The sequence below is a fragment of the Candidatus Bathyarchaeota archaeon A05DMB-5 genome (assembly GCA_019685655.1).
Classification (GTDB): Archaea; Thermoproteota; Bathyarchaeia; order Bathyarchaeales; family Bathycorpusculaceae; genus DSLH01.
The window spans coordinates 84,480-110,061 of record JABFQP010000001.1; the positions used below are offsets into that span (position 1 = coordinate 84,480).

Below are 25,582 nucleotides of genomic sequence, written 5' to 3' on the forward strand. Positions count from 1 at the left end.
AGCATTCAATGTTTTGCTAAATTTTTTATTTGTTCTGCGGTTTCTTCTGGCTTGTCAGACTGCACTATCGCTCTTCCAACAATGAGGTAACGAGCTCCCGCATTCAAGGCGGACTTTATTTCTCCACCTTGAGCTCCTATTCCAGGCGAATAAATTGGTGTTTGATTACCAAGTATTGAATATACTTCTCGTATCTTCTCTGGATATGTCGCACCAACTACCGCGCCGTCAGCATTTATTTTTAAGGCTTTTTTTGCAAAAGAAACATATTGAGGCATTTTTTCGCCAGTTTCAGCGTCTATAATTGTTTGTCCATAGCCTTCTTTGGCGCCTTTATGGCTCATGTAAACAAGAAGAATTACGCCGCGCTGCTGTTTACGGGCAACATCAAATATTGGTTTTAAACCTTCTTCCCATCCAATGAAAGGATTAGCGATTAAAGCGTCAAAGCCCGCCGCATAATAGTATTCGGCTATTGTTTCGTTTGTTGCGCCTATGTCGTTCACTTTGCAATCCATTATTGCAACTAAACCCAAATTGTGAGCTTTCTCAACGAGTTTTTGAATGCCGTCAAAAACGCCGAGTGGAAGAACCAAGTGATGATTAAACTTAACTGCGCAAATATGCGGGTGAACAGCGTTCAAAACATGTTCGGCTTTCTTGAAAAGTTTCTCGCGGTTTTCGGGCTTTTCGAACGGGAAGTCCAAGGCTAAAATAATTGGGGATTCCTTTTTCTTTGCAGATTGTTCTATTCTAAAACGGAAGGACACATTAAACACCACCTTTTACTCGTGTGTTGAACTAAAAACTTTTATCATTTCTATTTCGCCGCCAGCAACCTGTTTAATGTACGAGAGTGTTGTTTCCACTGCCTCTTTCAGTTGCCATTCACTAATTCCCGGAGCCCCGTAAGCGACTATCAAGACATTTCGTGTTTTTTCAGTAATTTTTGTAAAGTCAGAGTCACGATAAGGATAAATGCACAAAATTTGTTTTTGGTCAGCCAAAACTAGCATGTTATCCGTTAAGGTCAAAGGTTTTGTCATGCCGATTCCCGTGAAAGCCTCGTCGTTCTCTGCAAATCGTATAACAAATGGCTGGTTCAGTTTTTCTTTATCAAATCCGCTTATTGGAACTATTGTTTTCATTGAAGCCAAATTATAAGCGTCTACTGCTGTGGATATTGTTGGGAGTTCGTCGCCATGCAAAACTCTTCTGAGAAGAGCTTCGCCAGCAGGTCTTGTTTTGGTTGGGTCTATGCCAAGTTTCCAATAGAAATCTCTGTAGGCTCTGACGGTTTCGTTGTCTTTTAATGTTTCAATTTTGTATTTGGCTCTAACTTCTTCGTAAACAACTTTTTTAAGCGCTTTGATTGTTTGGTTTTCCTTTTCTACATGCACTTTGTTGATTATGCCTATGCCGATTTGGAGTTTGCGAAATCTCCTTGAAACTGAATTGCCCCAATAAACGCTCACTTGTTCATCGCCGTCCAATCTTTTAATTGTAAATATTATATATTTAATGATTCAAGCAAAAACTGTCCCACTAAACCTTTGGAAAATTGTGTGAAAAAATGATTGGCGAACTTGCAGCTTTAGGCGTAGCGATTTGCTGGACTGTTTCTGCTGTTCTCTATAAAGAGGCATTGTTAAAGGTTAAACCAATTTCAGCAAACATCATAAGACTTGCTTGCACCAGTGTGATTTTGCTCTTGTTTTTAGCGGTTGTTGGCAAGCTTGGAGTTTTATCAAGTTTACCAAGTTATGCCTTAATACTTGCATGTGTTAGCGGCATAATTGGATTGGATTCGGTGATACTTTATACATGGCAAGTTTGAAGCTTGTTGGTGTTACGTGTGCTGTGCCAATAACATGCACTTATCCATTGTTTAACCTCTTGTGGGCTATATTTCTAATAGGAGAACAAGTTACTTGGTCAACAATTCTTGGCGCCGCCATAATAGTTTCTGGAATTTGGCTTTTGAGCAGAAGAGAAGCAAATGCGGCGGAAATGCAGAAGAAAGTCTTGGTTAAAGGCGTGATTTTTGCTCTGGCAACTGCTTTAATATGGTCTGTAAGCATAACGATGATTGATGTGGCGGTTACTCTTCCAGAAACAAACACTCTAGACCATGCGTTGGCAGTTAACACCATAAGAATAGTTTCTGTTGCTTCCGCTTTGCTGATTTTATCTCTCATAATAGATAAAAAGCTAAGTTTCTTCAAGACGCAGAGAAAATCAGTTGCTGCATTAATCAGTGGAGGCATAATCGCGCTTGGTTTAGGATAGTTTTTCCTATCATACAGTTTCATAAACACTTCAGAAGCCCGAGCAGTGCCAATATCTTCAACAACTCCTCTCTTTTCAACATTAACCGGAATCATTTTCTTACGTGAAAAAGTAACATTAGCGAACGCTATTGGGTCGGTATTGATAGTTGCCGGAATTTTTCTACTTTTCATATAAGTTTTTATAGTGCATTTCGCCTTTAGGGAAAATTCGGCGGACTGGAAAGGTCGCATTTGCATGTCTGTGTCTCCAAGCGTTCGTGAAGTTCTGGCGAGAAGAATCGCAGGCGAAATAATTCTTTCAAACAAGCCAGGCGCAACCATGCGAAAATGGCGCGAGCTTTTTGCGGTTTCTCAATTGACGCTTTCTGAGAAAATGGTTGTCTCCTCATCAGTTATCAGCGATTATGAAAGCGAAAGACGGAAGAGCCCAGGTGCGAAGTTTGTGCGACGGTTCGTTTGGGCACTGCTTAAAATTGATGAGGAACGTGGAAGCCGCTTTATCCGCGAATTCGCCAAGCTTACTGGCTCGCCGAGCAATGCCATAATTGACCTTCGAGAATTCCCAATACCCGTTCGTGTAGAGTATCTGTGCAGAGCGATACGCGGCGAAGTTATCGCATGCTCAAGCCAGCCTGTTAAAGATGTTTTAGGCTACACGGTTGTTGACAGCAAAAGAGCAGTGGAGACACTTTCTGGATTGGAATTTTCTCAGCTTTTCGGAGTAACAACCGAAAGAGCGCTAATTTTCACACATACCGACAATGGCATGTCACCCATGCTAATCGTGCGCATGAGCAACTTAAAGCCACGACTCGTGGTTTTCCACGGTTCTCGGCCAGATGAAAACTCAATTAAGTTAGCCGAGTATGACCACATCCAACTTATCTATTCTAATCTGCCAAGCGTCGAGCAGTTAGTGAAGTCTTTAAGAAAACTTTACCGAATTGCGCTTCGCAGAAAACTTGGCAGACCCGTCCGTCCGCCTCCAAAAATAAGTGCGTAAGGAAAAAGCATGATTAAAGTTGGATGTTGCGGCTTTCCTACGTCCATGGCAAGATATTTTGAAAACTTTAGGCTTGTGGAGTTGAACAGCACTTTTTATGGTTATCCACGCATGGAGACTGTTGAGGGTTGGCGAGAAAAAGCTCCGAAGGATTTTGAGTTTACAGTTAAGGCGCATCAAGACATAAGCCACAAGGCAAAGCTGAAAATTGAAGAATTGAGCCTTCAAGCGTTTGAACAGATGAAACAAATCTGCAAGACATTAAATTCTAAGATACTGCTTATTCAAACTCCCGCTTCTTTCAAACCCGACAAGCTTGCGGATGCAGAGAAATTCTTCGAAAAAGTTGACCGTGAAAGTTTGATTTTGGTTTGGGAGACGCGCGGCGATGCTTGGGAATCAAAAGAAAACTATGAAAGGCTTAGAAAAGTTTTGAAAAATTTAGATGTTGGACATGTTACTGACCCGTTTAAGGTCATGCCCACTTATACAGGCGAGATAGCATATTTCAGATTGCATGGCTTGGGCAAGCAAATGTACTATTACCAATACTCAGACGAGGAACTGCAAAAACTTAAGGAGCTTATCACGCCATATGAGAAAAAAGGAAAAGACATTTACGTTCTTTTTAACAACCTTTCCATGTTTGAAGATGGAACACGCTTTAAAGAGTACCTGTCAAGTGGAAGTTTTCCAAAAATCACCCGCTCAACTGGTCTAGCATCTGTTAAAGAAGTGGCTGAAAAAACACGATATCCAACCACAAAGAGTATGCTGATTAAGAGGCTCGGTTGGCGGCTTGCGGAAGCGGAAGAAGGAAAACAGGTTAGACTTGAAAAGCTCTTGACGAATCTGCCTTCTAAAAGCTTCAATAGTGTTGACGAACTGGTAAAGGAAATACGGCTTAATAAGAAAATTAATGCGTGATTGTTCTTTCCTTTTCCAATCTTTCTTTAAGCAGTTTGAAATCTTCAATTATCTGCTGTTTGTATTTTGGATGGTAAAGTGCAGCAGCTGGATGAAAAGTTGAAAAAACGGTTACTTTCATACCTAAAAGAGACACGTCATAAAATTTCCCATGAACCTTCGTTATACTTGTAAATGCTAATCCAGATTTGGAAAAAATGTAAGCAGTTGAGTGATTACCCAAAGTAACGAGGATTCTTGGCTGAATAGCTTTGATTTGTCTATCCAAATATGATGTACACGCTTGAACCTCGCTTGGTTGTGGTTCACGATTTCCAGGCGGTCTGCACTTCAAAACGTTACCGATGAAAACATCTTCTCTAGAAAATCTAATTTCTGATAAAAGTGAATCAAGGAATTTTCCTGCATCGCCAACGAATGGTCTTCCTTTAATGTCTTCCCAATAGCCTGGTGCTTCGCCAATAAACATGACTTGCGTGTTCGGGTTGCCTTCGCCTGGAACAGCGTTTTTACGGGTTTTAGATAGTGGACATTTCTGGCAAATTATGACCTCAGCGGCTATGGTTTCGAGTGAATCATTTTTTGGCAAGGTGGTGTTCTCTCCTATATTATGTTTCTTTTTGTTTTTCTTATAAATGTCAAAGCTCGGAAGAGGGGGTTTAAACGTGATTAAAGGATTTAACATTAATTAACAATTTTAAGTTTCAGAATCAGTCGTCAGATGACGGAATAACGGGTAAATATAGCAATCATGTTTTGGTAGTAACGGGTTCAAAAATGATGGAAGCAAGTTTGCTAACACCATGCAACTATTACTGCGGTAACTGTATCATGTACAAGAAGAACAAATGTTTGGGCTGTTCGAAGGCAACAGAAAAGGCAAGTGCTGAAGGAAGAGTTTTCTGCGACATTGCAGTATGCGCTAAAGACAAAAAAATGCTTACGTGTTCGGATTGCAAGGATTACCCGTGTGAAAAATATGACAAGTCCATTTTCTCAGATAGTTTCATCAAGTGGATAAGGGATAAATTGAAAGAACCATAGTAAGCATTCAAACAGTCTAAACTCCTTTCTCCACATTTTTCTATTTTAGCCGTTCAGCGTGCTAGCGAATCATTATATTGTGAAATATCTGATGCTTGCAGAATTTCTCTTCTCTTCACGATTTCGCCGAAATCCACAAACTCACCGTTGACTATCTTCAGTTTTGCATCAATTTTTTTGCCTTTAACATCCACAACATTATATGAATTACAGAAGAACCCTCGCAGTTTTTCGCATGATGTGCTGCCTGCGTGAACTACGAGCATGTCTTCCATTCGCCACCGCCACGGTCTATGCCTATGCCCGCACAAAACCAAGTTAACTTTCGACTTTACGATGCTTCTAAGCACGTCGCCAGCGTCAACGATTGTTATTTGGTCCGCTCCAGTGTCTGGAACTGGAATTATGTGGTGGTGAATCGCCACAATTTTCACTTTGTCCTTGTATTTCTCAAGGGTTTTTTCAAGCCATAGGTTTTGTCTGTGACCGACTTCTCCGTCATCTCTGTCTGGTCTTGCTGAGCTTAAAATAAGAATAACTGTGTCGCTAACCTCGGTTACTTGAGAAAACGGGAAAAACTCTTTAAACAATAGATAGCCAGTTGAGCGGTAGTCGTGGTTTCCACTTACGTATAATACTTTTTTGGTTTTCAGTTTTTTCAGTTCTTTTGCAGCCATTTCAAATTCTGATATCAAGCCATTTTCTGTTAAGTCGCCAGTAACCAGCACAATGTCTGGAGACATTTCGTTTATTTCTTTGATAGCTGCTCTTAGGGTTTCTTTGCGAAACATGGGACCGCAGTGAATGTCTGAAATTTGAACTAGTAACATGTCATCCCGCGTGTTTTATTCTCTGCTTGCAAGTATAACGATGTAGTCTGCTGTGTCGGCGCACATGTCTGCTGCTTGTTCTACGAATTCGATAAGGTCGTCGAATATGACCATTGCTCCGCAGTTGATTTTGTCGCTGTGTTTGACGAATAGGGCTTTGGTTTTGAGGTACATCTCGTCAAGTTTGTGTTCGATTTCTTCGACTTTTTCTGCTCCTTTTAATGCGTCAGCTGGGCTTCCAGTGATTTTTTCTATGCTTCCTCGCAGGGCTTGAGCGCAGTCTACAAGTAGCGAGGTTATACTCACCGCGTTTTCGCATAGTTCTGTTGGAAGTTGGGTTTCTTCGAGCATTTCTATGCATCTTGCTGCGTCTTTCACGTGGTCGGCGAGTGTGTCCAGTCTTTTTACAAGGTGAAGCAGGTCTTCTCGGTAGTCCGCCATAAGTGCAGCGCCTACAGATAATTCTTTGAAAACTTCTTTTCGTAGTTCGTCTACTTCTTCTTCTACTTTGAATAGGTTTTTGATGTGTTGTTTTGCTTCTTTTTTGTTTCCTTCAGAGAAGTTCTTTAATGCATGATGTAGTAGTGTGACGGTGTCGAGGGCTTTGGTTATTTGGGCGTGAGCTAAATCTAACCCTTTCGTGCGTCTTCGTCTTTCAAACCACGTGTAACTTTTTTTCTCCAAATTTACATGTCTCCTTTTCAAACTATTCCAACAGTAAACTTATAACTTTTCTTAAAGATTTGAAAATCTAAATCTGTTGGTGCTTTACCGTTCTGTTACCCAGCGGGCGCTTTTTTTGCCTTTTTCATCAATAATGTGTTCTTTTTTGAAAATCGGAACTTCTTTTTTGTAGCGTTCCACTGCTTCTTGTAAGGTTGGGAAAATGTTTTTGCGGTGAGCGCCAGCCACCATGACATACACGAGGTCTTCGCCAACATCGAACTCGCCTATTAAATGGTGAATTTGAACGTCCACTATGCCTTTTTTCTTTTTTAAATCTTCACAGATTTTTGCTAAAACTTCGTTTGCTTTTTCTTCGTAGGCTTCCAGCTCCAATTTTTGGACTTTTTTGCCTTCTAATGTCTCTCCGCGGACTACGCCTATAAATAGTGCGATTGCTCCGGTTTTTTTAAAGTCCGGTCTGTTTTTTACATTTTGTATTATGTCTGAAAGGATGATTGCTCCTTTTTCATGAACTCCAGAGTGTGTTATTGCCACCATAGTGACCTCCGAAGTGCTTTATTTTAGGTATTTGCGTATATCTTCCACGGCCGCGGATGGAACTGGTAAATCTTTCATTGTGAGCAAACCGGCAGGCGCGTTGATTACTTTGGGAATTGCATTGACAATCATTGCCACGGTGCCTATGTCGCCGTGCACGCATGGCTGAATTTTTTGTTTGACAGTCGGGATGCCTTCAATTGTTATGGCATCGTATTCTTCTTCAGCACCTATGTACGCTTGAAAATCAAGACTTATAACCTCTTTTCCTTTCATTGTGCCTTTTGCCTTTTGTTTTAAACCAGCAACCTTTCCCGCATCAACTTTTATATCTCTACTTTCCACGGGTTTCTCTGCGATTACTGATTCGACTGGCTCAACCTTTATTTTGTCAAGTTTCCAAGCTAAAGCGTCAGCAATCATAGCGATGGATTGTTCAAGTCCAACATGCCCCGTAATTTGTTTGCTCTCGATTTTCTGTTTGAATTCTTCAACTGTTAAGCCTGCGCCGACTTTCTTTTGGAATGGTAATCGTCTTGTGCCTGCGTTCATGACTCTGACTGCTTCGATTTTGTTTATTTTTTGGCATACTGCAGTGAGCGTTATTACTAAGGTGTCCATGAGGAAACCGGGGTTTATGCCTGTGCCTAATACTGTAACGTCATGTTTTTTTGCTAGCGCGTCAAGTTTCTCTGCGAGTGCGGGTTCAGAAAAGCTTGGGTATGATAGTTCTTCGCATGTGGATATGACGTTTACGCCGTTTTTGACTATTGAAGCGATTTGTGGGTAAGTGTCTTTGAGATAGGAGGAGGTTGCGTGGATGGCGATGTCTGCTTTTGCCTTTGAAAGTGTAGTGTCTATGTTATTTGAAATGGTTATTCCTAAGTTTTTGCCTAAGCCTAAAACTGTGCCTAAATCCTTGTCTACTTTTTCTTTGGCTACGTCAACTGCGCCTACTATTTCGATGCCTTCTTTTTCCAGTAGAAATTTGGCGATTAGGCTGCCGACGGCGCCGATACCATACAATGCAGCTCTTATCTTTTTCATGCCTATTCCTTCTTACGCATTTATTCATAATTTATGTTTAATCTATAAAAGCGTGTTTGATGTAGCGTGTATAGTGTGATGTTCCATGAAACCTTTACGTTTGTAAACCTTTATATCTATGGCAACAACCAAAAATAGAGAGGGCTCAAAACTTGGAGTCCGCGAAACCAGTAATCTCTAAAGAGGATATAAGAAAAATCTTGGACATTGAACGGCTCAAATACTGCTTCGAATGTGGTATTTGCACGGCAAGCTGTTCTATGGCAGAACTGATGGGAAATGATTATAATCCGCGTGGGCTTCTGGAAAAAGTTTACTTGGACCCCGAGAGTGTTTTAGCTTCTGATGAGCTTTGGCTTTGCGCTTGGTGCTACAACTGTCACAAACGTTGTCCTCAAGCCTTACGGATACCCGAAATACTTCTTTTTTTCCGAACAATCGCGGCGAAGCATAGATACACGCAGCCTTTTGAAGAAGCACTTGAAAAAATAGTAAAAAATATTCCGTTACCACTTGTGACAACCTTAGTTTGTTTTCACCCAGAACGTGCTGGACTGGACAAAGATAAAGTCTTAGAAAGAATCGAGCAAAAACGTAAAGAACTTTTAAAGAAGGATAAAAAGAAGAAAGCAGCAAAAGTTTCAGAAGGAAAAATTGCGGTCATAGGCTCAGGACCCGCCGGGCTTACGGTTGCATATGAACTAGCCCGAAAAGGGCGTAAAGTCACAGTTTTTGAAGCGCTTCCTGAAGCGGGTGGAATGTTGCGGAAGTGCATTCCAGAATATCGCTTACCAAAACATGTTTTAGCGAAAGAAACTCAGATTTTGAAAGATTTGGGTGTGGAGATAAAAACTGGTGTTCAAATTGGTAAGGATTTGGATTGGGACGAATTGTGGAAGGAAGGGTACAAAGCCGTATTCATTGGTGTTGGCGCCCATAAAAGCCAAAATTTGAGGATTGAAGGTGGAGATTTAAAGGGGGTCATGCATGCCCTCGACTTTTTATGGAGTGTTAATTTCGGCGAGAAAATAGAGGTTGGAAAAAATGTTGTTGTGGTTGGTGGCGGAAACGTCGCGGTAGACGTTGCAAGAACAGCGCTGCAGCTTGGAGCAGACAACGTGACCATATTATATCGTCGGTCAATGGATGAAATGCCCGCCAACCCGTGGGAAGTTAAAGAAGCAGAAAACGAAGGAGTTAAAATCGAATTTTTGGTCGCGCCTAAGAGGATTTTGGGAGAAAATGGAAAGGCCTCGGCGGTTGAATGTGTTCGCATGCAGTTAGGCGAGCCTGATGATACGGGAAGAAGAAGACCTGTTCCGATAGAAGGTTCAGAATTTACGCGGCAAACGGACATGGTTATTCTTGCGATTGGTGAGGCTTCAGACCTTGCGTTTTTGCCGAAAGAAGTTGAGCTAAATGAAGACGGCACTGTTTGGACTGACCCAATAACTATGGAAACCACTATGCGCGGTGTTTTCGCAGGTGGAGATGTGGTGACAGGACCAGCAAGTGTGATAGAAGCAATATTTGCTGGAAAACGAGCCGCTGAATCAATTGAAGATTACTTGAAGTCTTCGGGAGGATGAGAAAATGGCAGAAAATAAGACGCAAACGACTAAAGAAACTGGCAGAGACGTTCGCATAGGAGTTTATGTTTGCCACTGCGGTTTAAATATCGCTGGTTCCGTGGATTGTGAAGAAGTTGCAAAGTTCGCTTCAACGCTTCCCCACGTTGTTCTAGCCAAAGACAACCGCTACACATGTTCAGACCAAGGGCAAGAACAAATAAAAAACGACATCAAAGAGCACAAGCTCAACCGCGTAGTCGTTGCTTCATGTTCACCACGCCTTCACGAACCAACATTCAGAAAAGCATGCGAAGAAGCTGGCTTGAACAAGTACCTTTTTGAAATGGCTAACATCCGCGAACATTGCAGTTGGGTCCACCTACACGACCACAAAGCAGCAACAGAAAAAGCGAAAGACCTCGTAAAAATGGCAGTAGCCAAAGCAGCTTTGCTTCAGCCAGCAGAAGAAATTGAAGTGCCAATCATCCGCAAAGCGTTGGTCATCGGCGGCGGTGTCGCCGGCATTCAAGCCTCACTAGACCTTGCTGACACGGGTTATCAAGTATATTTGGTTGAGAAAGAGCCAAGCATAGGCGGTATGATGGCGCGCATTGATAAAACGTTTCCAACGATGGATTGTTCTATATGCATTCTCGCGCCTAAAATGTCAGATGTTGGACACCATCCCAACATTGAATTGTTAACAAACAGTGAAGTAACTGAAGTTAAAGGTTACATTGGCAATTTCCGTGTAAAAGTTCTGAAAAAACCACGATATGTCACAAAAGATTGTTCAGCTTGCGGTGAATGCACGAAAGTTTGTCCAGTAGTCGCTCCAAACGAGTTTGACGTCGGCTTAGCCATAAGACACGCCATCTACACGCCTTTCGCGCAAGCAGTTCCATCCACATACATAATCGACATGAACCTATGCCTCAACAAAGACGGCGTAATAGTCTGCGATAAATGCATGAAAGCATGCGAAAGACAAGCCATAAAATTCGAAATGAAAACAGAAACCGTCGAACTTGAAGTAGGCACAATAATCGTAGCAACAGGTGCAGACGTTTTCGACCCGTCAACGCTTCCGCATTACGGATACGGCAGATACCCAAATGTTATCACATCACTCGAATTTGAAAGATTAATTAATGCTGGCGGTCCATCCCACGGGCATTTAATAAGACCAAGCGACAAGCAGATTCCAAAACGCGTAGCGTTTGTTCAATGTGTAGGTTCTCGCTCAGACAGAAACGGCAGACTCTACTGCAGCAACGTCTGCTGCATGAATACCATAAAAGACAGCCTACTAATCAAAGAGCATTGGCCAGAAACCGAAATCTACGTTTTCTACGTTGACATACGCGCTTACGGAAAAGGCTTCGAAGACCTATACAAACGCGCCCGAAGAGAAGGCGTCAAGTTCATTCGCGGGCTTCCATCAGAAATATTAGAAGACAAGAGAACGCGTAACTTGTGGCTTGTCGGAGAAAACACTCTGCAAAAGGAACTTTACAAAATGAATTTTGACATGGTAATTCTCTCCATAGGCTTAGAGCCTAGAAAAGACAGCGAAATGATACAGCGGCTATTGACGCTTTCTCGAACGCAAGACGGCTTTTTCATGGAGGCACACCCGAAACTTAGACCTGTGGACGCGGCTACTGGCGGAATATTTTTTGCTGGTTGCGCCGAAGCACCAAAAGATATCAAGGACAGTGTGACACAGGCAAGTGCGGCTGCAGCCAGAGCTGGCATATTGATGGCTAAGGGAAAAGTAACGGTTGAAGCCATAACGCCGATTTCTTATGCGGAAAAATGCAAGGCATGCGGTTTGTGCACGAAAGTTTGTCCATACAACGCTATAACGCTTGATAAGGAGTTAAAGCGAGTAAATATTATAGAGGCTGCGTGTGGCGGATGCGGAACATGCGCCGCTGAATGTCCCTTTGGCGCTTTGACTCAGAACCACTTTACTGACGAGCAGATTCTTGCGCAAGTAGACGCTGTTACTGAGCAGGATGCAGATAAGAAAATTGTTGCTTTTTGTTGCAACTGGTGCGCCTATGCAGGTGCAGACTTCGCTGGCGTAAGTAGAATGCAATATCCGCCGAACGTGCGCATAATTCGAACAATGTGTTCTGGACGTGTGTCACCGAAATTTGTTGAAAGAGCATTTGCAAGAGGCGCTGCAGCAGTTTTAGTAGCTGGCTGCCACCCGGGCGATTGCCACTACATAAACGCAAATTATCACACGCAGAAACGTGTGGAAAAACTCTCGAAGAAAATGGAGCAAAACGGATTAAACAAGGAACGGTTGCAGTTGTTGTGGGCTTCAGCGGCGGAAGGCGAACGCTTTGCCTCTAAAATTCGCGAAATGCAAGGGATAGTTGAGAAAGTAACGCGTGAAGAAATAGAAAAAGCCAAAAAGGTTTTCGAAAAGGCTTTAGGAGGAAACTAGTAATGCCAGAAAGAATTAAACATCAGCCACTTGACAAGGAAAAAGTAAAGCCACCTCAAGCGCAGATTTACTTGATTAAAGACCAATGTAAAGGCTGCGGTTTCTGTATTCAATTCTGCCCAAAAAAGGTTCTTGAAGAGTCCCAAGAAATAAATGCGCGGGGTGTTCACCCTCCGAAGGTTGTTGACGAAAGCAAATGTATTATATGCAGCTTTTGCACTGCAATTTGTCCAGACTTTGCAATTTTTGTTACTGAAAAATCATGTAAAGAGGATGTTGAAAAATGACGGGAAAAAGAACTTTGCCAACAGGCGCACATTTCATGAGCGGCGACATTGCATGTGCGGAGGGCGCGATTGCTGCTGGTTGCAGATTTTTTGCTGGTTACCCAATCACGCCCGCAACGGAAATCGCTGAACACTTGTCGGAGCGAATGCCTGAATTTGGCGGAATCTACATTCAAATGGAAGATGAAATAGCGTCTATCGCCGCTGTTCTGGGCGCTTCTTATGCGGGATTAAAAGCTATGACGGCAACTTCTGGACCCGGCTTTAGCCTCATGCAAGAAAATATAGGTTTAGCTGTTATGACTGAGACCCCATGCGTTATTGTTGACATCATGCGAGGCGGACCGAGCACTGGACAACCCACGCTACCGGGACAACAAGATGTTATGCAAGCCAAGTGGGGTTCTCATGGCGATTATGGCATCATAGCTTTGGCGCCTTCTTCTGTGCAGGAAATGTTCAACTTAACAATTGAAGCGTTCAATTTGGCTGAAACTTATCGTGTGCCAACATTGTTGATGGGTGATGAGATTGTTGCGCACATGTGGGAAAAAGTCGTTATACCTCCCACTTCAGAGATTAGGATAGTTAACCGCAAAAAGCCTCATGTTTCACCAAGCGAATACGCACCCTTCATGCCTGAAGATGATTTGGTTCCGCCCATGGCTTGTTTTGGAGAAGGCTATCGGTTCCACGCGACAGGTTTAACGCATGATGAGCGTGGATATCCTCGAACACAAAACTCTGAAGTTCAAACTAGGCTTGTTAGGCGGCTTTGTGAAAAGATAAACAAGAACGCGGATAAAATAATAAAAGTTGAAGAGGTCATGCTTGAAGATGCAGATGTTGTGGTAGTAGCCTACGGAATTGTAGCCAGAGCTGCCTTAAGCGCTGTTAGAAAAGCAAGAGAAGCTGGAATAAAAGCTGGACTTTTGCGATTGATTACGCTTTGGCCTTTCCCGGAAAAGCACGTTGCAAGAATTGCTGGGCAAGCGAAGGCAATTGTTGTTCCTGAAATGAATTGCGGGCAAATTGTTCGCGAAGTCGAGAGAGCAGTGAAAGGAACTCCTGTCTCTTTTCTTTCTAAGTTAGGCGAAGACCCTCATACTCCGCATGAAATTCTTGATGTGGTAAGGAGGTGTTCTTAATGGTTCAGGAAGTAGTGCATCCCTTTGCGAAGTATTTGCGTTCGGCGATGATGCCGCATATTTGGTGTCCCGGATGCGGAAACGGTATTGTGCTGAACTGTTTTGTTCATGCGTTGGATGAGTTGCAGAAGGATTTGGACAAATTGGTGGTTGTGTCTGGCATCGGCTGCATCGGACGCACCGCAGGCTACACGAATGCGGATTCCTTCCACACGACGCATGGACGCGCAATAGCCTTCGCAACTGGAGTAAAATTGGCAAATCCAGAATTGGAAGTTGTTATTATAAGCGGTGACGGTGACCTCTTCGCCATCGGTGGAAACCACTTTATACATGCTGCGCGGCGAAACATAGGAATAAAAGTGATTTGTGCAAACAACTTTAACTATGGAATGACTGGTGGACAGCAAGGTCCCACGACCCCTCTTGAAGCATCAACAACCACGACTCCTTACGGCAACATTGAACATCCATTTAACCTAGTCCACTTGGCTGCGGCATCCGGCGCTACTTACGTGGCTAGATGGACAACCTTGCATGTGCGAAGATTGACGCAGTCGATAAAGCGGATGTTGCAGAAAGAAGGCTTCTGCTTCATAGAAGTGGTTTCGCCTTGCCCCGAAATTTTCGGTAGACGCAACAAAATGCGAACGGGTTTAGAAATGATGGAATGGTTTAGAAGAGCTTCTGTGGTTGAGAATTTCTCTGACCCGTCCAAAGCAGAAATCTCTCCGGAAAAGATAGTTGTAGGCGAGTTTGTTAACACAGAAAAGGTTAGTTATGAAAGACTACTTCATGAGAAGATAGCTCAGATTAACGAGAAAGTAATGGGATGGTGAAAAAATGCGAAAAGAAATTCGGTTTGCAGGGTTTGGAGGACAAGGAATAATCAAGTCTGGAATAATCACGGCTGCAGCAGCTGCCATTCACAGCGGAAAAAACGCGGTTCAAACACAATCTTATGGCCCAGAATCAAGAGGCGGCGCGTGCAAATCTGAAGTTGTGATATCAGAAGAGGACATAGACTTTCCAAAAGTTACTGAGCCGGACGTGCTGGTTGTGATGTCTCAGCATGCCTACAATGAATACGCAGAAGACGTGAAATCCGGCGGAGTGATAATTATGGACCCAGACATGATTCCGCATGAGAAAGATTTGAAAAATGTTAAAGTTTATCGTGTTCCAGCCACGAAAATTGCTGAGGAGTTGGGAAGAAAGATAGTTGCTAACATAGTAATGCTGGGCGCTTTTGTGGCTATCACGGGACTGCTGGATAAAAACGCGTTGAAAGAGTCAATTAAAGCAAACATACCGAAAGGCACTGAAGAGCTTAATTTGGCTGCTTTTGAGAAAGGCTATGAACACGGAAAGGATTTGTTAAAAAGTTAGGTTTACTTTGCCTTTTGCGTTTGAATTTGCGGCAACTGTGCTAGTGGCGTGACTAGCTTTGATTTTCTGATACCTACATGACGCAGTGGAGCCAATTTTTTGGCCTCGTTGTATATATCTGAGGCTATTTTGCCTAAAACCATCTCTTGCGCAAACTCGTCTAATGTTAATGCAGATGCTTTTTCTCTGATTATTTTCGCCATTATAGCCCGAATTTCTTTCTCTTGCGACGTCTTAACTCGTGAAAGCGTAAATGCAGCTACAGCTACTTGCAGTTTGTATCCATCTTTTGTAGTTACAGTGAAAAGCCCATCAACTTTTGTTGTTCTTCTTCTCACAAGGCTTCGCAGATAATCCCGCGAATACTCATGCCCCTTAAACATTGTTTTCGCGGTTTTGCCGTCAAGTTGGGTTATTTGGAAATATATCTTCAAATATTGATGGGCGAAGTCGTTTGTAACATCATAAAGAGTTGAGTCGATGACTCTTCCAACAAGTTTTTCCGGCTCGTCTGCGGGTATTGCTCCTAACTCAACGTTTCCGAAGTATGGCGGAGCTACTACAGTGTACCATGTTTTGCTTCGCCATTTGTCTCTTACGCGTTTTGTTTTTGAAGACACGTTAATCCTCCGAATGTAGCTTGAAAATTCGCATCAGAGTATTAAAAGTTTTACCGTTTAGGCGTTATTTTCTCGATGCCACCCATGTATTTTCTCAAAACTTTAGGAATAACGACTGAACCATCTTTTTGCTGGTAATTCTCAAGTATAGCAACCATGGTTCTGCTGGCTAACGCTGTGGAATTTAATGTGTGCACAAAGCCTTTGGGAGCCTCTCCTTCCTTTTCTCTATATCTTATGTTCAACCTTCTGGCTTGGTAATCAGTGCAGTTGCTGCACGAAATTATTTCTCTATAGGCGTTTTGCGCTGGCATCCAAACTTCTATGTCATATTTTTTGGCGGCAACCGTTCCAATGTCGCCAGTGCACACGTTTACAACATGGTATGGCAAACCGAGTTTTTGGACAAGTTCCTCAGCGTTTTGAATTAGCTCTTCATGGAATTTCCATGAATCTTCAGGTCGACAGAAAATGAACTGTTCAACCTTGTTGAATTGGTGAACGCGGAAGATTCCACGTGTGTCTTTGCCGTGTGCTCCCGCTTCTTTTCTAAAGTTTGTGCTTATTCCAACAAATTTTAGCGGTAGTTCATCCGCTTTCAGCACTTCATCCATGAACATGGCTGCGATTGGGTGCTCTGAAGTTGCAATCATGTATAAGTCTTCATTTTCAATTTTGTATAAGACATCTTCAAAGTCGCTTAGGGCTGTGACGCCTTCATACGCTTTTCTTCGCATCATAAAGGGCGGCTCTATAGGCGTGTATTTTTTCTTAACCATCTCTTCTATAGCAAAATTCATCAAAGCCATGTCAAGCAAAACTGCTTCATTCTTAAGATAGAAAAATCTGGCTCCGGCAACCTTCCCAGCTCTTTCAATGTCCATCACGTCAAGGCTTAAGCTTAAATCTATATGGTCTTTAACTGGAAAACTGAACTTGGGTATTTTGCCCCATTTTCTAATTGGGACATTATCGTGTTCCTCCTTGCCTGTTGGGACTGACTCGTGCAGAAGGTTTGGAAGTCTAAGCAGATAATAACGTACCTTTTCTTCGCACTCGTTCACTTGCCCTTCTAAAGTTGTTATTTCAGCGTCAATGGTTTTCGCCTTCGACAACTCTTTAGTTGCGTCTTTTCCCTTCTTTTTGAGCTCTGCAATTTGCGTGGTCACAAGTTTCCTTTCATGACGCAACTCGTTAAGCCTAGTCAAGCCTTGCCGCCATTTCTTGTCATAATCAATTAACTCGTCCAGCATCCTCAAGTTTTCAGGGTCGCCTCTCTTCATCAAATTATTTCTTACCAGCTCCGGGTTTTCGCGGATGAGTTTAATGTCCAACATCTCTCTCAATCAGCCACATCAGACGCTTAGCCTTCTAACCTTACCCATAAATCAACTATTTAACCTTACGATAAAATCCATCCAACCAACCAAACACTAATTGAACCTATTTATAAGGGGGGCTATAGCTCTCCCACATCTAACAAACACACAACAATTACTTAACCAAATTTTCTCGCAGCATGAAGCGTCTTCTCCGCAGTAGAAACACAAAACAGCAAATCATCAATCGTCGCAATAAACGTTGGAAACTTCCCTTCACACTTAACTTGCGTAACAACCTTCTTCCCAATTCTAACCGTTCTCACCCACAACCCACTTGGCGTCTTAAAATTATCAGGCGAAACCGCACTCGCAACAGCTTCCGCAGTTCTCTCATCATCATACTCCAAAATTATTTCAGCTTCCAATCTTCTCACCACGCAACTGCCTTCCAAGAAGCTCATTAACAAACACTACAAACCCCGGAACATTCTCAATTGGAACCTGCGCTCCAGCAGCTATATTGTGTCCTCCACCATTCCCACCATATTTCTCCGCAGCCACCTGCATAACCACTCCAAGATTTACACCCTTGTTCGTCATAGTATCCACAGTCCTCGCAGAAAATTTCGCCAAACCCTCCTCAGCAACATTCGCATACGCAATCAACGGTTTCTCAGGATTCGGCAAACTCGCAGAAAGAATAGAAGAAATCGCACCGACTATCTTATCATCAATAAAATCTTCACCATAAACAACATAAATATTCTCAAACTCCCGTATCCGCTCAGGTTTCTCCATAACCCACCCAAGATACCTATTAATAGTCCGCCTATACTCCTCCAAAACCTTATTCGCCTCTTCAAAAGCCACACCACGATCACCCATACAAATAGCAACACCCAAACTTGGCCTATCCATACGCCCAGTCGCATTCAACAAAACAGCAAACTCCCTCGCATCCCTAAGCGGAGTCCACGGTTCCTCATTGTTCAAAGTGTAAACATGCCCGATAAGATTTGTAACCTCATAATGCAAACCCTTAGACAACAAATAATCCGCAAGCCCAGTGCACAACCGCTTCTTTTCTTCATCAGAAAGGTCCCTCAAAGCCCGCCATCTTTCCCCATGCCTTGGCTTAATATCTAAACTTGCCAAAAAAGCCAAACTCTTATCTTCCTCTCCGCTGATGCCGGGAATAAAAGGATTAGTTGTCGACGACAATGTCTTGTGAATTGGACGAGTTTCTCTACCAAAGAATATAAGGTCTTTTTCAACCGTCAAAAGCCCAGCATCCACCGCATCTTTAACTACTATCTCATTAAGCCCGCCAAGCAACCGCTGATCATACTTGTCCTGCAAATCTCCAAGAGCGCCAACTACCGCGATAGGCGCCAAATCCACATTAACTTTGTCAACAGTCTTAGCCACAAAATACGCAACACCAGAACCACTAATGTCCCGTGCACCGTCAGCACCATACAAATGAGGATTCACATGCACAATGTTAGATGCTTCCTTACCAGTAACTTGATGATGGTCCAAAATCACTATTCTGAAATCTGCAAGCTTCTCATTTAACAAGTCAACGTAACCGCTTCCAAAATCCGCCAAAATTATCAGCTGCGGCTTATCAGCCAAAATTTCGCCCACAATTTTCTCGTCAATCCACTGAGTTATCCTAACCCGAAATTTAGCGTCTAATCTAGCCAACATTTTACCAATAATCCCAGCCGCAGCAACTCCATCAGCATCCAAATGCGAAAAAACATGAACAAAACCATCCTCCTTCACAGTTTCCAGAATCGTTTTCGCCGCTTGTGTAGCTGAATCCAAAAGGCCAGCAGTTTTAGTTTCATCCGAAGCCATAGCAACCACACTGAAAATAAGAAACAGATTATTTAAGATTTAAAATTCTCTAAGCAAAAAACGAAAAATATCCAAGCTAAGCAAGCGAAGCAATTTTCGGCTCGTACTTCCAATTCGGCGGCAAAACACCTTCACGCTTATAATACCTCGAAAGCTTATGAATCTTCGCTTCAATAATCTGAAGCGCCCTCTTATTATGCACATCCTTCTTATTCTTCTCCAAATGAGCAGCCAAACTCTCCGCCTTCTTCACCAAATTCCCCAAATCCTCCGGCATTGCCGGTGCAAGCTCAGCTTCCTTAAGTATCCGCGTTATTGTCTTCCCAGTTATCGGCTTCACAAGAGGAATAGCATATTGGTCTCTAAGAATTGTTCCAATGCGACTCGGAGCATGCCCTTCCTTCGCCAACTTAATTACTAACGCCTCCACTTCTTCTGGCTGGTATTTGCACCAGCTTGGAGGACGTTTGCTAACTGGTCTTGTCTGATGAGATTTTCCTTTTTCCTGTTTTGGCATCACTTATCACTCTAAACTCTGTAAGAGCGAAGGATTGCGGATATTTAAAATTATTGATGCTTCCGGTACCATTCAGCAAACTTGCGCAAAGCCTTTGCACGATGCGAATACTTGTTTTTTTCTTTTATGGTCATTTCCGCGAACGTTTTGCCGATGTTGACTGGCTGAAAAACTGGGTCAAAGCCAAAGCCAGAAGAATTATTCGCCACTCTTTCCTTCCTTGATATTTCTCCAACAACCTCGCCTTTAAAACATATCGGCGATTCCAAATCTGCCGAATAATAAGCGATTGCTGACTGGAAAACTGCCCTTCTGTTTTCAGTTTTCTCCATAAGCTGCAGCAAACCCTTGTTGCCTATTGTTTTGTAAACGTATGCAGCATATGGTCCTGGAAAACCATTCAGTGCTTCCACGAATAACCCAGCATCCTCAACAATCACTGGTAAATTACATTTCCTAAAGGCTTCTATGACGCTTGCTTTTGCAATCTCCTCTAAACTATCGCTTTGAACTTCCAACGTTTTTACTCTAAGCATACCAACAGCTATCTTATATTCACCAAAAACCATGCGGGCTTCATTAAACTTGTTAACATTGTTTGTTGCGAAAAATATGACTCTGCCTTTCAACTGAAAATTCATAGCAGTTCACAGCTTCTTCTTTGCACCTTCTGCGGCTACACTAAAATATTTTTGCCAATTTATCTGCGCTATTTCTAAGACATTGCCATCCGGGTCTGTGAAGGTTGCTTGTCTTCCACCCCATGGCTCATCATGCAATTCCTTTGTGAATTTTACTCCTTTCTTTTTAAGTTCCTCGCATGTCTTATCCACATCATCCACAAGAAATTCCACTGAAGGCGACAAAAAACTTACTTTCCCTTCTTTTCCAAGTTTGGGAATCAACCCAATTTCTACGCCGCCACACTCAAACCCAACATAACTTGAATACTCATACTTCTTCTCCAAACCCAAAACTTCTTCATAAAACTTCACGGCTTTCTTCAAATCCGAAACATAAAAGGTAACACACCAAACAGTCTTGATCATGCCTTTTCACCTTTCCGTTCAGCAACATACCGTCCTCTCTTTTCTATCTCCTTTATCTTATCTAAAACATTTTTCACAGTTTCAGCATCCATAACATTTGCATAGCCTTCAATAACCGCGTCAAAACATTCTTCAGCAAACTGGAAATGCGTACTCTGCAAAGCCCTCTTCATAAGATGCAAGTCAACTCCTCTGTTCTCAAGTTCCTTCGTTTTTTCTCCAAGCCCGAAATCCACAAAGAACATCTTTCCTTCCGCGTTCAGAATCATATTAGATGTTGTCAAGTCGCCATGAATTATGCCCCACTCATGAAGTCTACCAATTAACTCGCCAATTTTGAAACAGAAACTTTGTCTCTCTGCTTTAGAAACTTCGCTTAACAATAGCTTGACTTGCTTTCCCTCTATATAGTCCATTATTATTGTCGCATTTTCGATGTCAACCAAAAAAATTGTTGGTGTAGGCACTCCAGCCTTTTTCGCTTCATGCATCAACTGCGGCTCATGAATTGTCCGGTAAACTCGAACCTGCTCATCCAACTCTGATGGACGATATTTCTTTGGCAACCGCTTCTTCATTATCACTTTTCTACCATGCCATTGTGCAAGGTAAAGGTTGGCTTCTGCACCCTTCTTAATCAACAATGGCAGCTTCATTTTATCCATGGAACCTCAACCTCATCAAGCCGCCAACGCAACTTCACAAAGCTCTTTTCAATAGGTGTTATAACACCATGTCGGTATGCTAGTGTTCCCGTCCACGCAATCATAGCACCATTATCAATTGCAAACTGGCTTGGCACAACACAGAATCTGGCATCATGTTCTTCAGCAATCGTCCTAATCATAGATTGCAATCTTTTGTTGGCAGCCACTCCACCAGTCAAAAGAACCTCCTTTTTCTCCGTGTGCGCCAAAGCTCTCTCGGTAACTTCTGTAATCATCGAAAACGCCGTTTCTTGAAGACTATAGCACAAGTCCTCAAGCTCATACTCATTCTTTTTTAGCAAGTTAACAGCAGCGGTTAATAAGCCACTATATGAAGTATCCATGCCTTTCACGGTATAAGGCAACGAAAGCAGCTTCTTTCCTTTAGAAGCAAGCTTTTCAACAACAGCGCCAAATGGCATGCCAATTTTCTGCCGAAGCCCAGCCTCTCTTGCAAAAACATCTAAACAATTTCCTAAAGCAATATCTAATGTTTCGCCGAAAACTCTGTAATGCCCTGAATCAAAAGCTGCAACTATCGTGTTTCCGCCAGAAACATAAAGCGTTACAGGATCTTTTGCGTTCGTCTCAAGCTTTCCAACCTCAATATGTGCTATGCAATGGTTCACGCCAACAAGTGGAATGTCAAGGTAAGACGCTAAAGCACGCGCAATCGTTGCGCCCGTGCGAAGACAAGGACCTAAACCTGGACCCTGAGAAAAAGCGACAACCGATAAATCATGTGGTTTTATTCCAGCTTTTACGAAAGCTTCCTCTAAGACTTTGCTTGCCACTTCAGCATGATGCCTCGCCGCTTCTCTAGGGTGAATGCCGCCTTCTTCCGGCACATAAGCGCTTATCACATTTGCTAATATTCTACCATCAAATGTTAATATTCCAACGCTGAAGTCATCAGCTGTCGACTCAATCCCCAAACAGTAAGATTCACTAAGTCTTTTGCCCTTCAATTTGTCAATCCTTCAACATACTTTCTTCTAAACATAAACATACACCTTTTTATTTAAAAACACACATAATATCAATACAGAAGCTCGGAACTTGGTCAAAATGCCGAAACGCAATGATTTAGAACAAAAAGCCCTTCAACACATAATGAACGTTGGATTCGAAGGCATATTACAATCAGACTTATGGCGCAAACTCGGCGCAAGCAGCCGAGAAGGCTCCAGGATAGCCCTGAAACTAGAAGCCAAAAAACTCATCCGCAGAGAAAAAGAACTACGTGAAGGAAGATGGACTTACAGATTATATCCGAAAAGAGCCCCAGCATCAATAGACTCGATTGCAGACTGCCCATGCCTAATGTGCCCAGACAACGCTAGATGCGACCCATCAAGCTCGATTTCGCCACAAAACTGCGAAAGACTTACAGACTGGTTGCTTTTGATAGCAAAAGACGAATCTGGCACGATTGGTGACAGTTAGTTTTGCCAAAGGCGTGGATTCGAGAAAGAAAAAAGGATTATTATTATAGAATGGCTAAAGAGCGGGAATACCGATCCAGAGCAGCATTCAAACTGCTTCAAGCCGTCGAAAAATATCATTTTATAAAATACCGCGATGTCGTTGTTGATTTGGGTTCTGCACCAGGCGGTTGGATTAAAGTTGCAAGAAAAATCGTGGGAAGCAAAGGTTTTGTTTTAGGAGTTGACTTGAAATCCATTGAACCTTTTCCACAAGACAATGTTCGAACGATAATAGGCGACATAAATGAACCAGAAACTCTTCAGGAAATTTCAAATATTCTCCCAAGAAAGGCTGACGCTGTAGTTTCAGATGTTTCTCCCAACATCTCTGGAATATGGGAAGTCGACCATGCCCGCCAAATAGATTTGGCACACCAAGCATTAAAAATAGCCCTAGAAACGCTCAAGCCGCGTGGAAATTTTTTTGTAAAGGTTTTTCAAGGAGATTTATTGGACGATTTTATCCAAAAAGTTAAAGAACACTTTGAAGTCGTCAGAATAATGAAGCCTAAAGCGAGTAGAACTAAAAGTTCTGAAATATTTGTTTTGGGAATGTACTTGAAGGAAACATCAGATTAAACAGCAAAGATAAATTCTATTGCCTATTTTATGTGTTAGGCAAGGTGGAATGTTTGAAAATTGTCGCGGCGGATTCCTCGTCCGCCATATTAAACAGCAAGTTTGAACCATTAACAATTGTTGCAGCGGCAGCCGTGCTGGTTAATCCGCCTTATCGAGAACCAAACGTATGCTTAGCCAAGCCGATTTTCATAAAGGCAGAAGACGGACATGAAGCAGTAATTCGCGAAGCAGAACTTTGCAAGGAACTGTTGGGAAGAGTGAAGGCAGACGTTGTGCATCTTGACATGTCCTTGGGCGCGGTTTCTCTTGAAGAGCTTTCACCCATACAGTTCTCAAACATGAAAGTTTCCAGCAAAGCAAGACAACATCTCCTGCGGATTTTGCCCAAGCTTAGGAAAATCAGCGGCGAAATCACACAGAAATACAGGATTGAAGTTCTCGCCATCGGAAAAGAAAGCATCCCCGTTAGAATTGCAGAGTTAACGTCTGGAGCACACGCAATTATCTACACATGCGAAAAGGCAATTGAAGAAAAAAAGATGCTAATGCTTGGTTTACCCTCTAAATGTCAACCTAGACTGGCTGAAAAAGGCGTGTATCTTTATTCTCTCATTGGAGCAGAACACGACGTTAGAGGATACGCCGAAGATAAAAAAGAAATTCTCAAAAAAGTTAATATTATTGAAATGTTAAACCCAACTGCAAGAGGTTTCAGAATCTTAAAAATAACTCCAAAGGTGTAGGGAAGGTGGAGGTCTTTTCATGAAATTTGAATTCTGGAATCAATTTTCACCTTTTCATAAGAGAATATTTGTAATTGCGGTTTTCTTCATAATTTCTGTAATTGTAACAATTGCTGGCACTTTAATTCCTCTTTCTGCTGCAGAAGCAGACGAAATAAACGACACAGTGAATCAAACAAGAAACACCTTGAATAATATGCCGTTGTTAAATCAAGTTACATTCATTTTTGGAAATAACTTTTTCATTTGCCTACTTGCTTTTATACCGATAGCTGGAATTTTTCTGGAACTTTATGCATTATTCAGCACCGGTATAACAATTGCCGGATTAAGTTATGGCCTTGCCCATCCTTCTTTAGTTTTTCTTAATTTGCTTGTTTTACCTTTTGGATTGTTAGAGTTTATAGCTTACTCCATAGGAATCAGCGAAGGTGTTTGGCTGTTTTGGCGCATAATAAAACACAGAGGCCGAAAGGAATTAGTGTATGCGTCGATGTTTATCACAATTTGTGCGTTGCTACTTTTAGCTGCTGCATTCATAGAAATCGGGATAAATGCATTGTTGTCTTAAGCTAACCTATTGTTTTCTGATTTTTCTAATTTCTAAGCTTATGTCAAGCGCTTTTGGACTGTGGGTTATTTCTCCTAAGCTTACAATATCGACGCCCGTTGATGCATACGCTAAAATATTTTCTGCCGTGATTCCTCCACTGGCTTCCAACAAAAGTTTGCCTTGGAATCCGGCTTTTTTAATCAGTCTAACCGCTTCTTTCAGCTGCTTTGGAGAAAAATTATCCAACATTATTATATCTACGCCAGCCTTAGCCGCAACCAGAACATCCTCAACTTTGGTAACTTCTACTTCGATTTTCTTGCTGAAGGAGGCTTTTTCCTTCACTTTTCTTATTGCTTCTTTTAAGCTTCCAACTATTGCTATGTGGTTGTCTTTGATTAGAACCATGTCATCCAAATGAAGCCGATGTGTGTCGCCGCCGCCAACTAGAACCGCTTTTTTATCAAAATAAAGCAGTCCCGACGCTGTCTTTCGCGTGCATGCAACTTTCGTCTTAAGTCCCGCTTTCTGAATTTTTTCCACCAGCTTTCGTGTTGCTGTTGCTATGCCGCTCATGCGTGAAAGGAGATTTAGAACTGTGCGCTCAGCAGAAAGTAGCGTTCGTGTATCTCCAGAAATTTTCATAAGCACCTGTTTCGGCTTTATTTTTTCTCCATCTGCAACCAGCGGTTCAGTTTTTAGTTTTAAACTTTCAAGAAGGATTCTCGCTTCTTCGATTCCAGCAACAACTCCGACTTCTTTTGCTATTACTTCTGCCTCCGCAGTGCTTCCTTCAGGAACGGTGAGCACAGTGGTTATGTCTCCTTGCCCAACGTCTTCTTCGAGTATTTTGTGAAGTTTTTCTTCCAAAATTTTATGAGGCACAAACATACTTTTAGTGTTTGAATTTTTTA

At 42.3% G+C, this 25,582-nt stretch carries 30 protein-coding genes and 2 pseudogenes; 16 read left to right on the forward strand and 16 right to left on the reverse strand.

Annotated elements, in window-relative coordinates:
• Window positions 1-5: 5 nt before the first annotated feature.
• Both HM003_00505 and HM003_00510 read right to left on the reverse strand, forming a co-directional pair.
• Complete coding sequence (locus HM003_00505) at window positions 6-770, reverse strand: orotidine 5'-phosphate decarboxylase (GenBank protein ID MBX5327824.1); 765 nt, start codon at window positions 768-770, stop codon at window positions 6-8.
• 15 nt (window positions 771-785) lie between these two features.
• Window positions 786-1,475: a hypothetical protein gene (locus HM003_00510; protein MBX5327825.1), complete on the reverse strand. Its 690-nt coding sequence runs from the start codon at window positions 1,473-1,475 to the stop codon at window positions 786-788.
• Window positions 1,476-1,573: 98 nt separating this feature from the next.
• Between HM003_00510 and HM003_00515 the strand changes: the two genes are divergently transcribed.
• The 5 genes and pseudogenes from HM003_00515 to HM003_00535 all read left to right on the forward strand — a co-directional run bounded on the left by HM003_00515 (window position 1,574) and on the right by HM003_00535 (window position 4,221).
• Entirely contained in the window at window positions 1,574-1,837 is a 264-nt protein-coding gene (locus HM003_00515; protein ID MBX5327826.1) for an EamA family transporter, read from the forward strand.
• Complete coding sequence (locus HM003_00520; protein ID MBX5327827.1) at window positions 1,825-2,289, forward strand: EamA family transporter; 465 nt, start codon at window positions 1,825-1,827, stop codon at window positions 2,287-2,289. Before HM003_00515 ends, HM003_00520 begins: the two co-directional genes overlap by 13 nt.
• Window positions 2,290-2,334: 45 nt before the next feature.
• Complete coding sequence (locus HM003_00525; GenBank protein MBX5327828.1) at window positions 2,335-2,466, forward strand: EamA family transporter; 132 nt, start codon at window positions 2,335-2,337, stop codon at window positions 2,464-2,466.
• A gap of 60 nt (window positions 2,467-2,526) precedes the next feature.
• Window positions 2,527-3,228 (forward strand): annotated as a pseudogene (locus HM003_00530) (transcriptional regulator).
• A gap of 75 nt (window positions 3,229-3,303) precedes the next feature.
• A complete protein-coding gene (locus HM003_00535) occupies window positions 3,304-4,221 on the forward strand; it encodes a DUF72 domain-containing protein (protein MBX5327829.1) in 918 nt (305 codons plus the stop codon).
• Here the strand turns inward: HM003_00535 and HM003_00540 are convergent.
• The gene (locus HM003_00540) at window positions 4,211-4,810 is read right to left on the reverse strand and encodes a uracil-DNA glycosylase (protein MBX5327830.1); all 600 of its coding nucleotides are present in this window, start codon (window positions 4,808-4,810) and stop codon (window positions 4,211-4,213) included. The two genes, HM003_00535 and HM003_00540, sit on opposite strands and share 11 nt — an antisense overlap.
• A 188-nt stretch (window positions 4,811-4,998) precedes the next feature.
• Between HM003_00540 and HM003_00545 the strand changes: the two genes are divergently transcribed.
• On the forward strand, window positions 4,999-5,265 hold the full coding sequence (locus tag HM003_00545; GenBank protein ID MBX5327831.1) for a DUF3795 domain-containing protein: 267 nt from the start codon (window positions 4,999-5,001) through the stop codon (window positions 5,263-5,265).
• A 53-nt stretch (window positions 5,266-5,318) separates the two neighbouring features.
• On the opposite strand, the gene HM003_00550 is transcribed toward HM003_00545, so the two are convergent.
• The 4 genes from HM003_00550 to HM003_00565 all read right to left on the reverse strand — a co-directional run bounded on the left by HM003_00550 (window position 5,319) and on the right by HM003_00565 (window position 8,366).
• The gene (locus tag HM003_00550; GenBank protein MBX5327832.1) at window positions 5,319-6,095 is read right to left on the reverse strand and encodes a metallophosphoesterase; all 777 of its coding nucleotides are present in this window, start codon (window positions 6,093-6,095) and stop codon (window positions 5,319-5,321) included.
• Between the two features lie 15 nt (window positions 6,096-6,110).
• Window positions 6,111-6,779 carry a DUF47 family protein gene (locus HM003_00555; GenBank protein MBX5327833.1) on the reverse strand — a complete coding sequence of 223 codons (669 nt, stop codon included), beginning with the start codon at window positions 6,777-6,779 and terminating at the stop codon, window positions 6,111-6,113.
• An 84-nt stretch (window positions 6,780-6,863) separates the two neighbouring features.
• Window positions 6,864-7,319: a hypothetical protein gene (locus HM003_00560; GenBank protein MBX5327834.1), complete on the reverse strand. Its 456-nt coding sequence runs from the start codon at window positions 7,317-7,319 to the stop codon at window positions 6,864-6,866.
• 18 nt (window positions 7,320-7,337) lie between these two features.
• Window positions 7,338-8,366 carry an NADP-binding protein gene (locus tag HM003_00565; protein ID MBX5327835.1) on the reverse strand — a complete coding sequence of 343 codons (1,029 nt, stop codon included), beginning with the start codon at window positions 8,364-8,366 and terminating at the stop codon, window positions 7,338-7,340.
• A gap of 152 nt (window positions 8,367-8,518) precedes the next feature.
• On the opposite strand from HM003_00565, the gene HM003_00570 reads away from it, so the two are divergent.
• Genes HM003_00570 through HM003_00595 form a run of 6 tightly spaced genes read left to right on the forward strand, consistent with a single transcriptional unit; the run spans window position 8,519 to window position 15,222 of the window.
• Window positions 8,519-9,955: an FAD-dependent oxidoreductase gene (locus tag HM003_00570; GenBank protein ID MBX5327836.1), complete on the forward strand. Its 1,437-nt coding sequence runs from the start codon at window positions 8,519-8,521 to the stop codon at window positions 9,953-9,955.
• 4 nt (window positions 9,956-9,959) lie between these two features.
• Window positions 9,960-12,398 (forward strand): hydrogenase iron-sulfur subunit, encoded by a 2,439-nt coding sequence (locus HM003_00575; GenBank protein ID MBX5327837.1) that lies wholly within the window; start codon window positions 9,960-9,962, stop codon window positions 12,396-12,398.
• 2 nt (window positions 12,399-12,400) lie between these two features.
• Window positions 12,401-12,685: a 4Fe-4S binding protein gene (locus HM003_00580; protein MBX5327838.1), complete on the forward strand. Its 285-nt coding sequence runs from the start codon at window positions 12,401-12,403 to the stop codon at window positions 12,683-12,685.
• Complete coding sequence (locus tag HM003_00585; protein ID MBX5327839.1) at window positions 12,682-13,833, forward strand: 2-oxoacid:acceptor oxidoreductase subunit alpha; 1,152 nt, start codon at window positions 12,682-12,684, stop codon at window positions 13,831-13,833. The genes HM003_00580 and HM003_00585 overlap by 4 nt, the downstream gene beginning before the upstream one ends.
• Entirely contained in the window at window positions 13,833-14,672 is an 840-nt protein-coding gene (locus tag HM003_00590) for a 2-oxoacid:ferredoxin oxidoreductase subunit beta (protein MBX5327840.1), read from the forward strand. Before HM003_00585 ends, HM003_00590 begins: the two co-directional genes overlap by 1 nt.
• A 4-nt stretch (window positions 14,673-14,676) precedes the next feature.
• Window positions 14,677-15,222 (forward strand): 2-oxoacid:ferredoxin oxidoreductase subunit gamma, encoded by a 546-nt coding sequence (locus HM003_00595; GenBank protein MBX5327841.1) that lies wholly within the window; start codon window positions 14,677-14,679, stop codon window positions 15,220-15,222.
• Between the two features lie 2 nt (window positions 15,223-15,224).
• On the opposite strand, the gene HM003_00600 is transcribed toward HM003_00595, so the two are convergent.
• The 8 genes and pseudogenes from HM003_00600 to HM003_00635 form a co-directional block, all read right to left on the reverse strand.
• A complete protein-coding gene (locus tag HM003_00600; protein MBX5327842.1) occupies window positions 15,225-15,857 on the reverse strand; it encodes a 30S ribosomal protein S3ae in 633 nt (210 codons plus the stop codon).
• 35 nt (window positions 15,858-15,892) lie between these two features.
• Window positions 15,893-17,179: a serine--tRNA ligase gene (gene serS, locus HM003_00605; protein ID MBX5327843.1), complete on the reverse strand. Its 1,287-nt coding sequence runs from the start codon at window positions 17,177-17,179 to the stop codon at window positions 15,893-15,895.
• Window positions 17,180-17,340: 161 nt separating this feature from the next.
• Window positions 17,341-17,589, reverse strand: coding sequence for a KEOPS complex subunit (locus HM003_00610; GenBank protein ID MBX5327844.1), 249 nt, complete (start codon window positions 17,587-17,589; stop codon window positions 17,341-17,343).
• Window positions 17,579-19,030 carry a DHH family phosphoesterase gene (locus HM003_00615; GenBank protein ID MBX5327845.1) on the reverse strand — a complete coding sequence of 484 codons (1,452 nt, stop codon included), beginning with the start codon at window positions 19,028-19,030 and terminating at the stop codon, window positions 17,579-17,581. Before HM003_00615 ends, HM003_00610 begins: the two co-directional genes overlap by 11 nt.
• 76 nt (window positions 19,031-19,106) lie before the next feature.
• The gene (locus tag HM003_00620; GenBank protein ID MBX5327846.1) at window positions 19,107-19,547 is read right to left on the reverse strand and encodes a 30S ribosomal protein S15; all 441 of its coding nucleotides are present in this window, start codon (window positions 19,545-19,547) and stop codon (window positions 19,107-19,109) included.
• Window positions 19,548-19,597: 50 nt separating this feature from the next.
• Window positions 19,598-20,188 (reverse strand): XTP/dITP diphosphatase, encoded by a 591-nt coding sequence (locus tag HM003_00625; protein ID MBX5327847.1) that lies wholly within the window; start codon window positions 20,186-20,188, stop codon window positions 19,598-19,600.
• Between the two features lie 6 nt (window positions 20,189-20,194).
• Window positions 20,195-20,596 (reverse strand): VOC family protein, encoded by a 402-nt coding sequence (locus HM003_00630; GenBank protein ID MBX5327848.1) that lies wholly within the window; start codon window positions 20,594-20,596, stop codon window positions 20,195-20,197.
• Window positions 20,593-22,271, reverse strand: a pseudogene (locus tag HM003_00635) (bifunctional N(6)-L-threonylcarbamoyladenine synthase/serine/threonine protein kinase). Before HM003_00635 ends, HM003_00630 begins: the two are co-directional and overlap by 4 nt.
• A 145-nt stretch (window positions 22,272-22,416) precedes the next feature.
• On the opposite strand from HM003_00635, the gene HM003_00640 reads away from it, so the two are divergent.
• The 4 genes from HM003_00640 to HM003_00655 are packed head-to-tail and all read left to right on the forward strand — an operon-like array spanning window position 22,417 to window position 24,686.
• Window positions 22,417-22,749 carry a transcriptional regulator gene (locus tag HM003_00640; GenBank protein MBX5327849.1) on the forward strand — a complete coding sequence of 111 codons (333 nt, stop codon included), beginning with the start codon at window positions 22,417-22,419 and terminating at the stop codon, window positions 22,747-22,749.
• Between the two features lie 2 nt (window positions 22,750-22,751).
• Window positions 22,752-23,369: an RlmE family RNA methyltransferase gene (locus HM003_00645; protein MBX5327850.1), complete on the forward strand. Its 618-nt coding sequence runs from the start codon at window positions 22,752-22,754 to the stop codon at window positions 23,367-23,369.
• Window positions 23,370-23,422: 53 nt separating this feature from the next.
• Window positions 23,423-24,115, forward strand: coding sequence for a DUF4152 family protein (locus HM003_00650; GenBank protein ID MBX5327851.1), 693 nt, complete (start codon window positions 23,423-23,425; stop codon window positions 24,113-24,115).
• Between the two features lie 19 nt (window positions 24,116-24,134).
• Window positions 24,135-24,686: a hypothetical protein gene (locus HM003_00655; GenBank protein MBX5327852.1), complete on the forward strand. Its 552-nt coding sequence runs from the start codon at window positions 24,135-24,137 to the stop codon at window positions 24,684-24,686.
• Window positions 24,687-24,692: 6 nt separating this feature from the next.
• Here the strand turns inward: HM003_00655 and nadC are convergent, their stop codons facing one another.
• A complete protein-coding gene (gene nadC, locus HM003_00660) occupies window positions 24,693-25,559 on the reverse strand; it encodes a carboxylating nicotinate-nucleotide diphosphorylase (protein MBX5327853.1) in 867 nt (288 codons plus the stop codon).
• Between the last annotated feature and the right edge of the window lie 23 nt (window positions 25,560-25,582).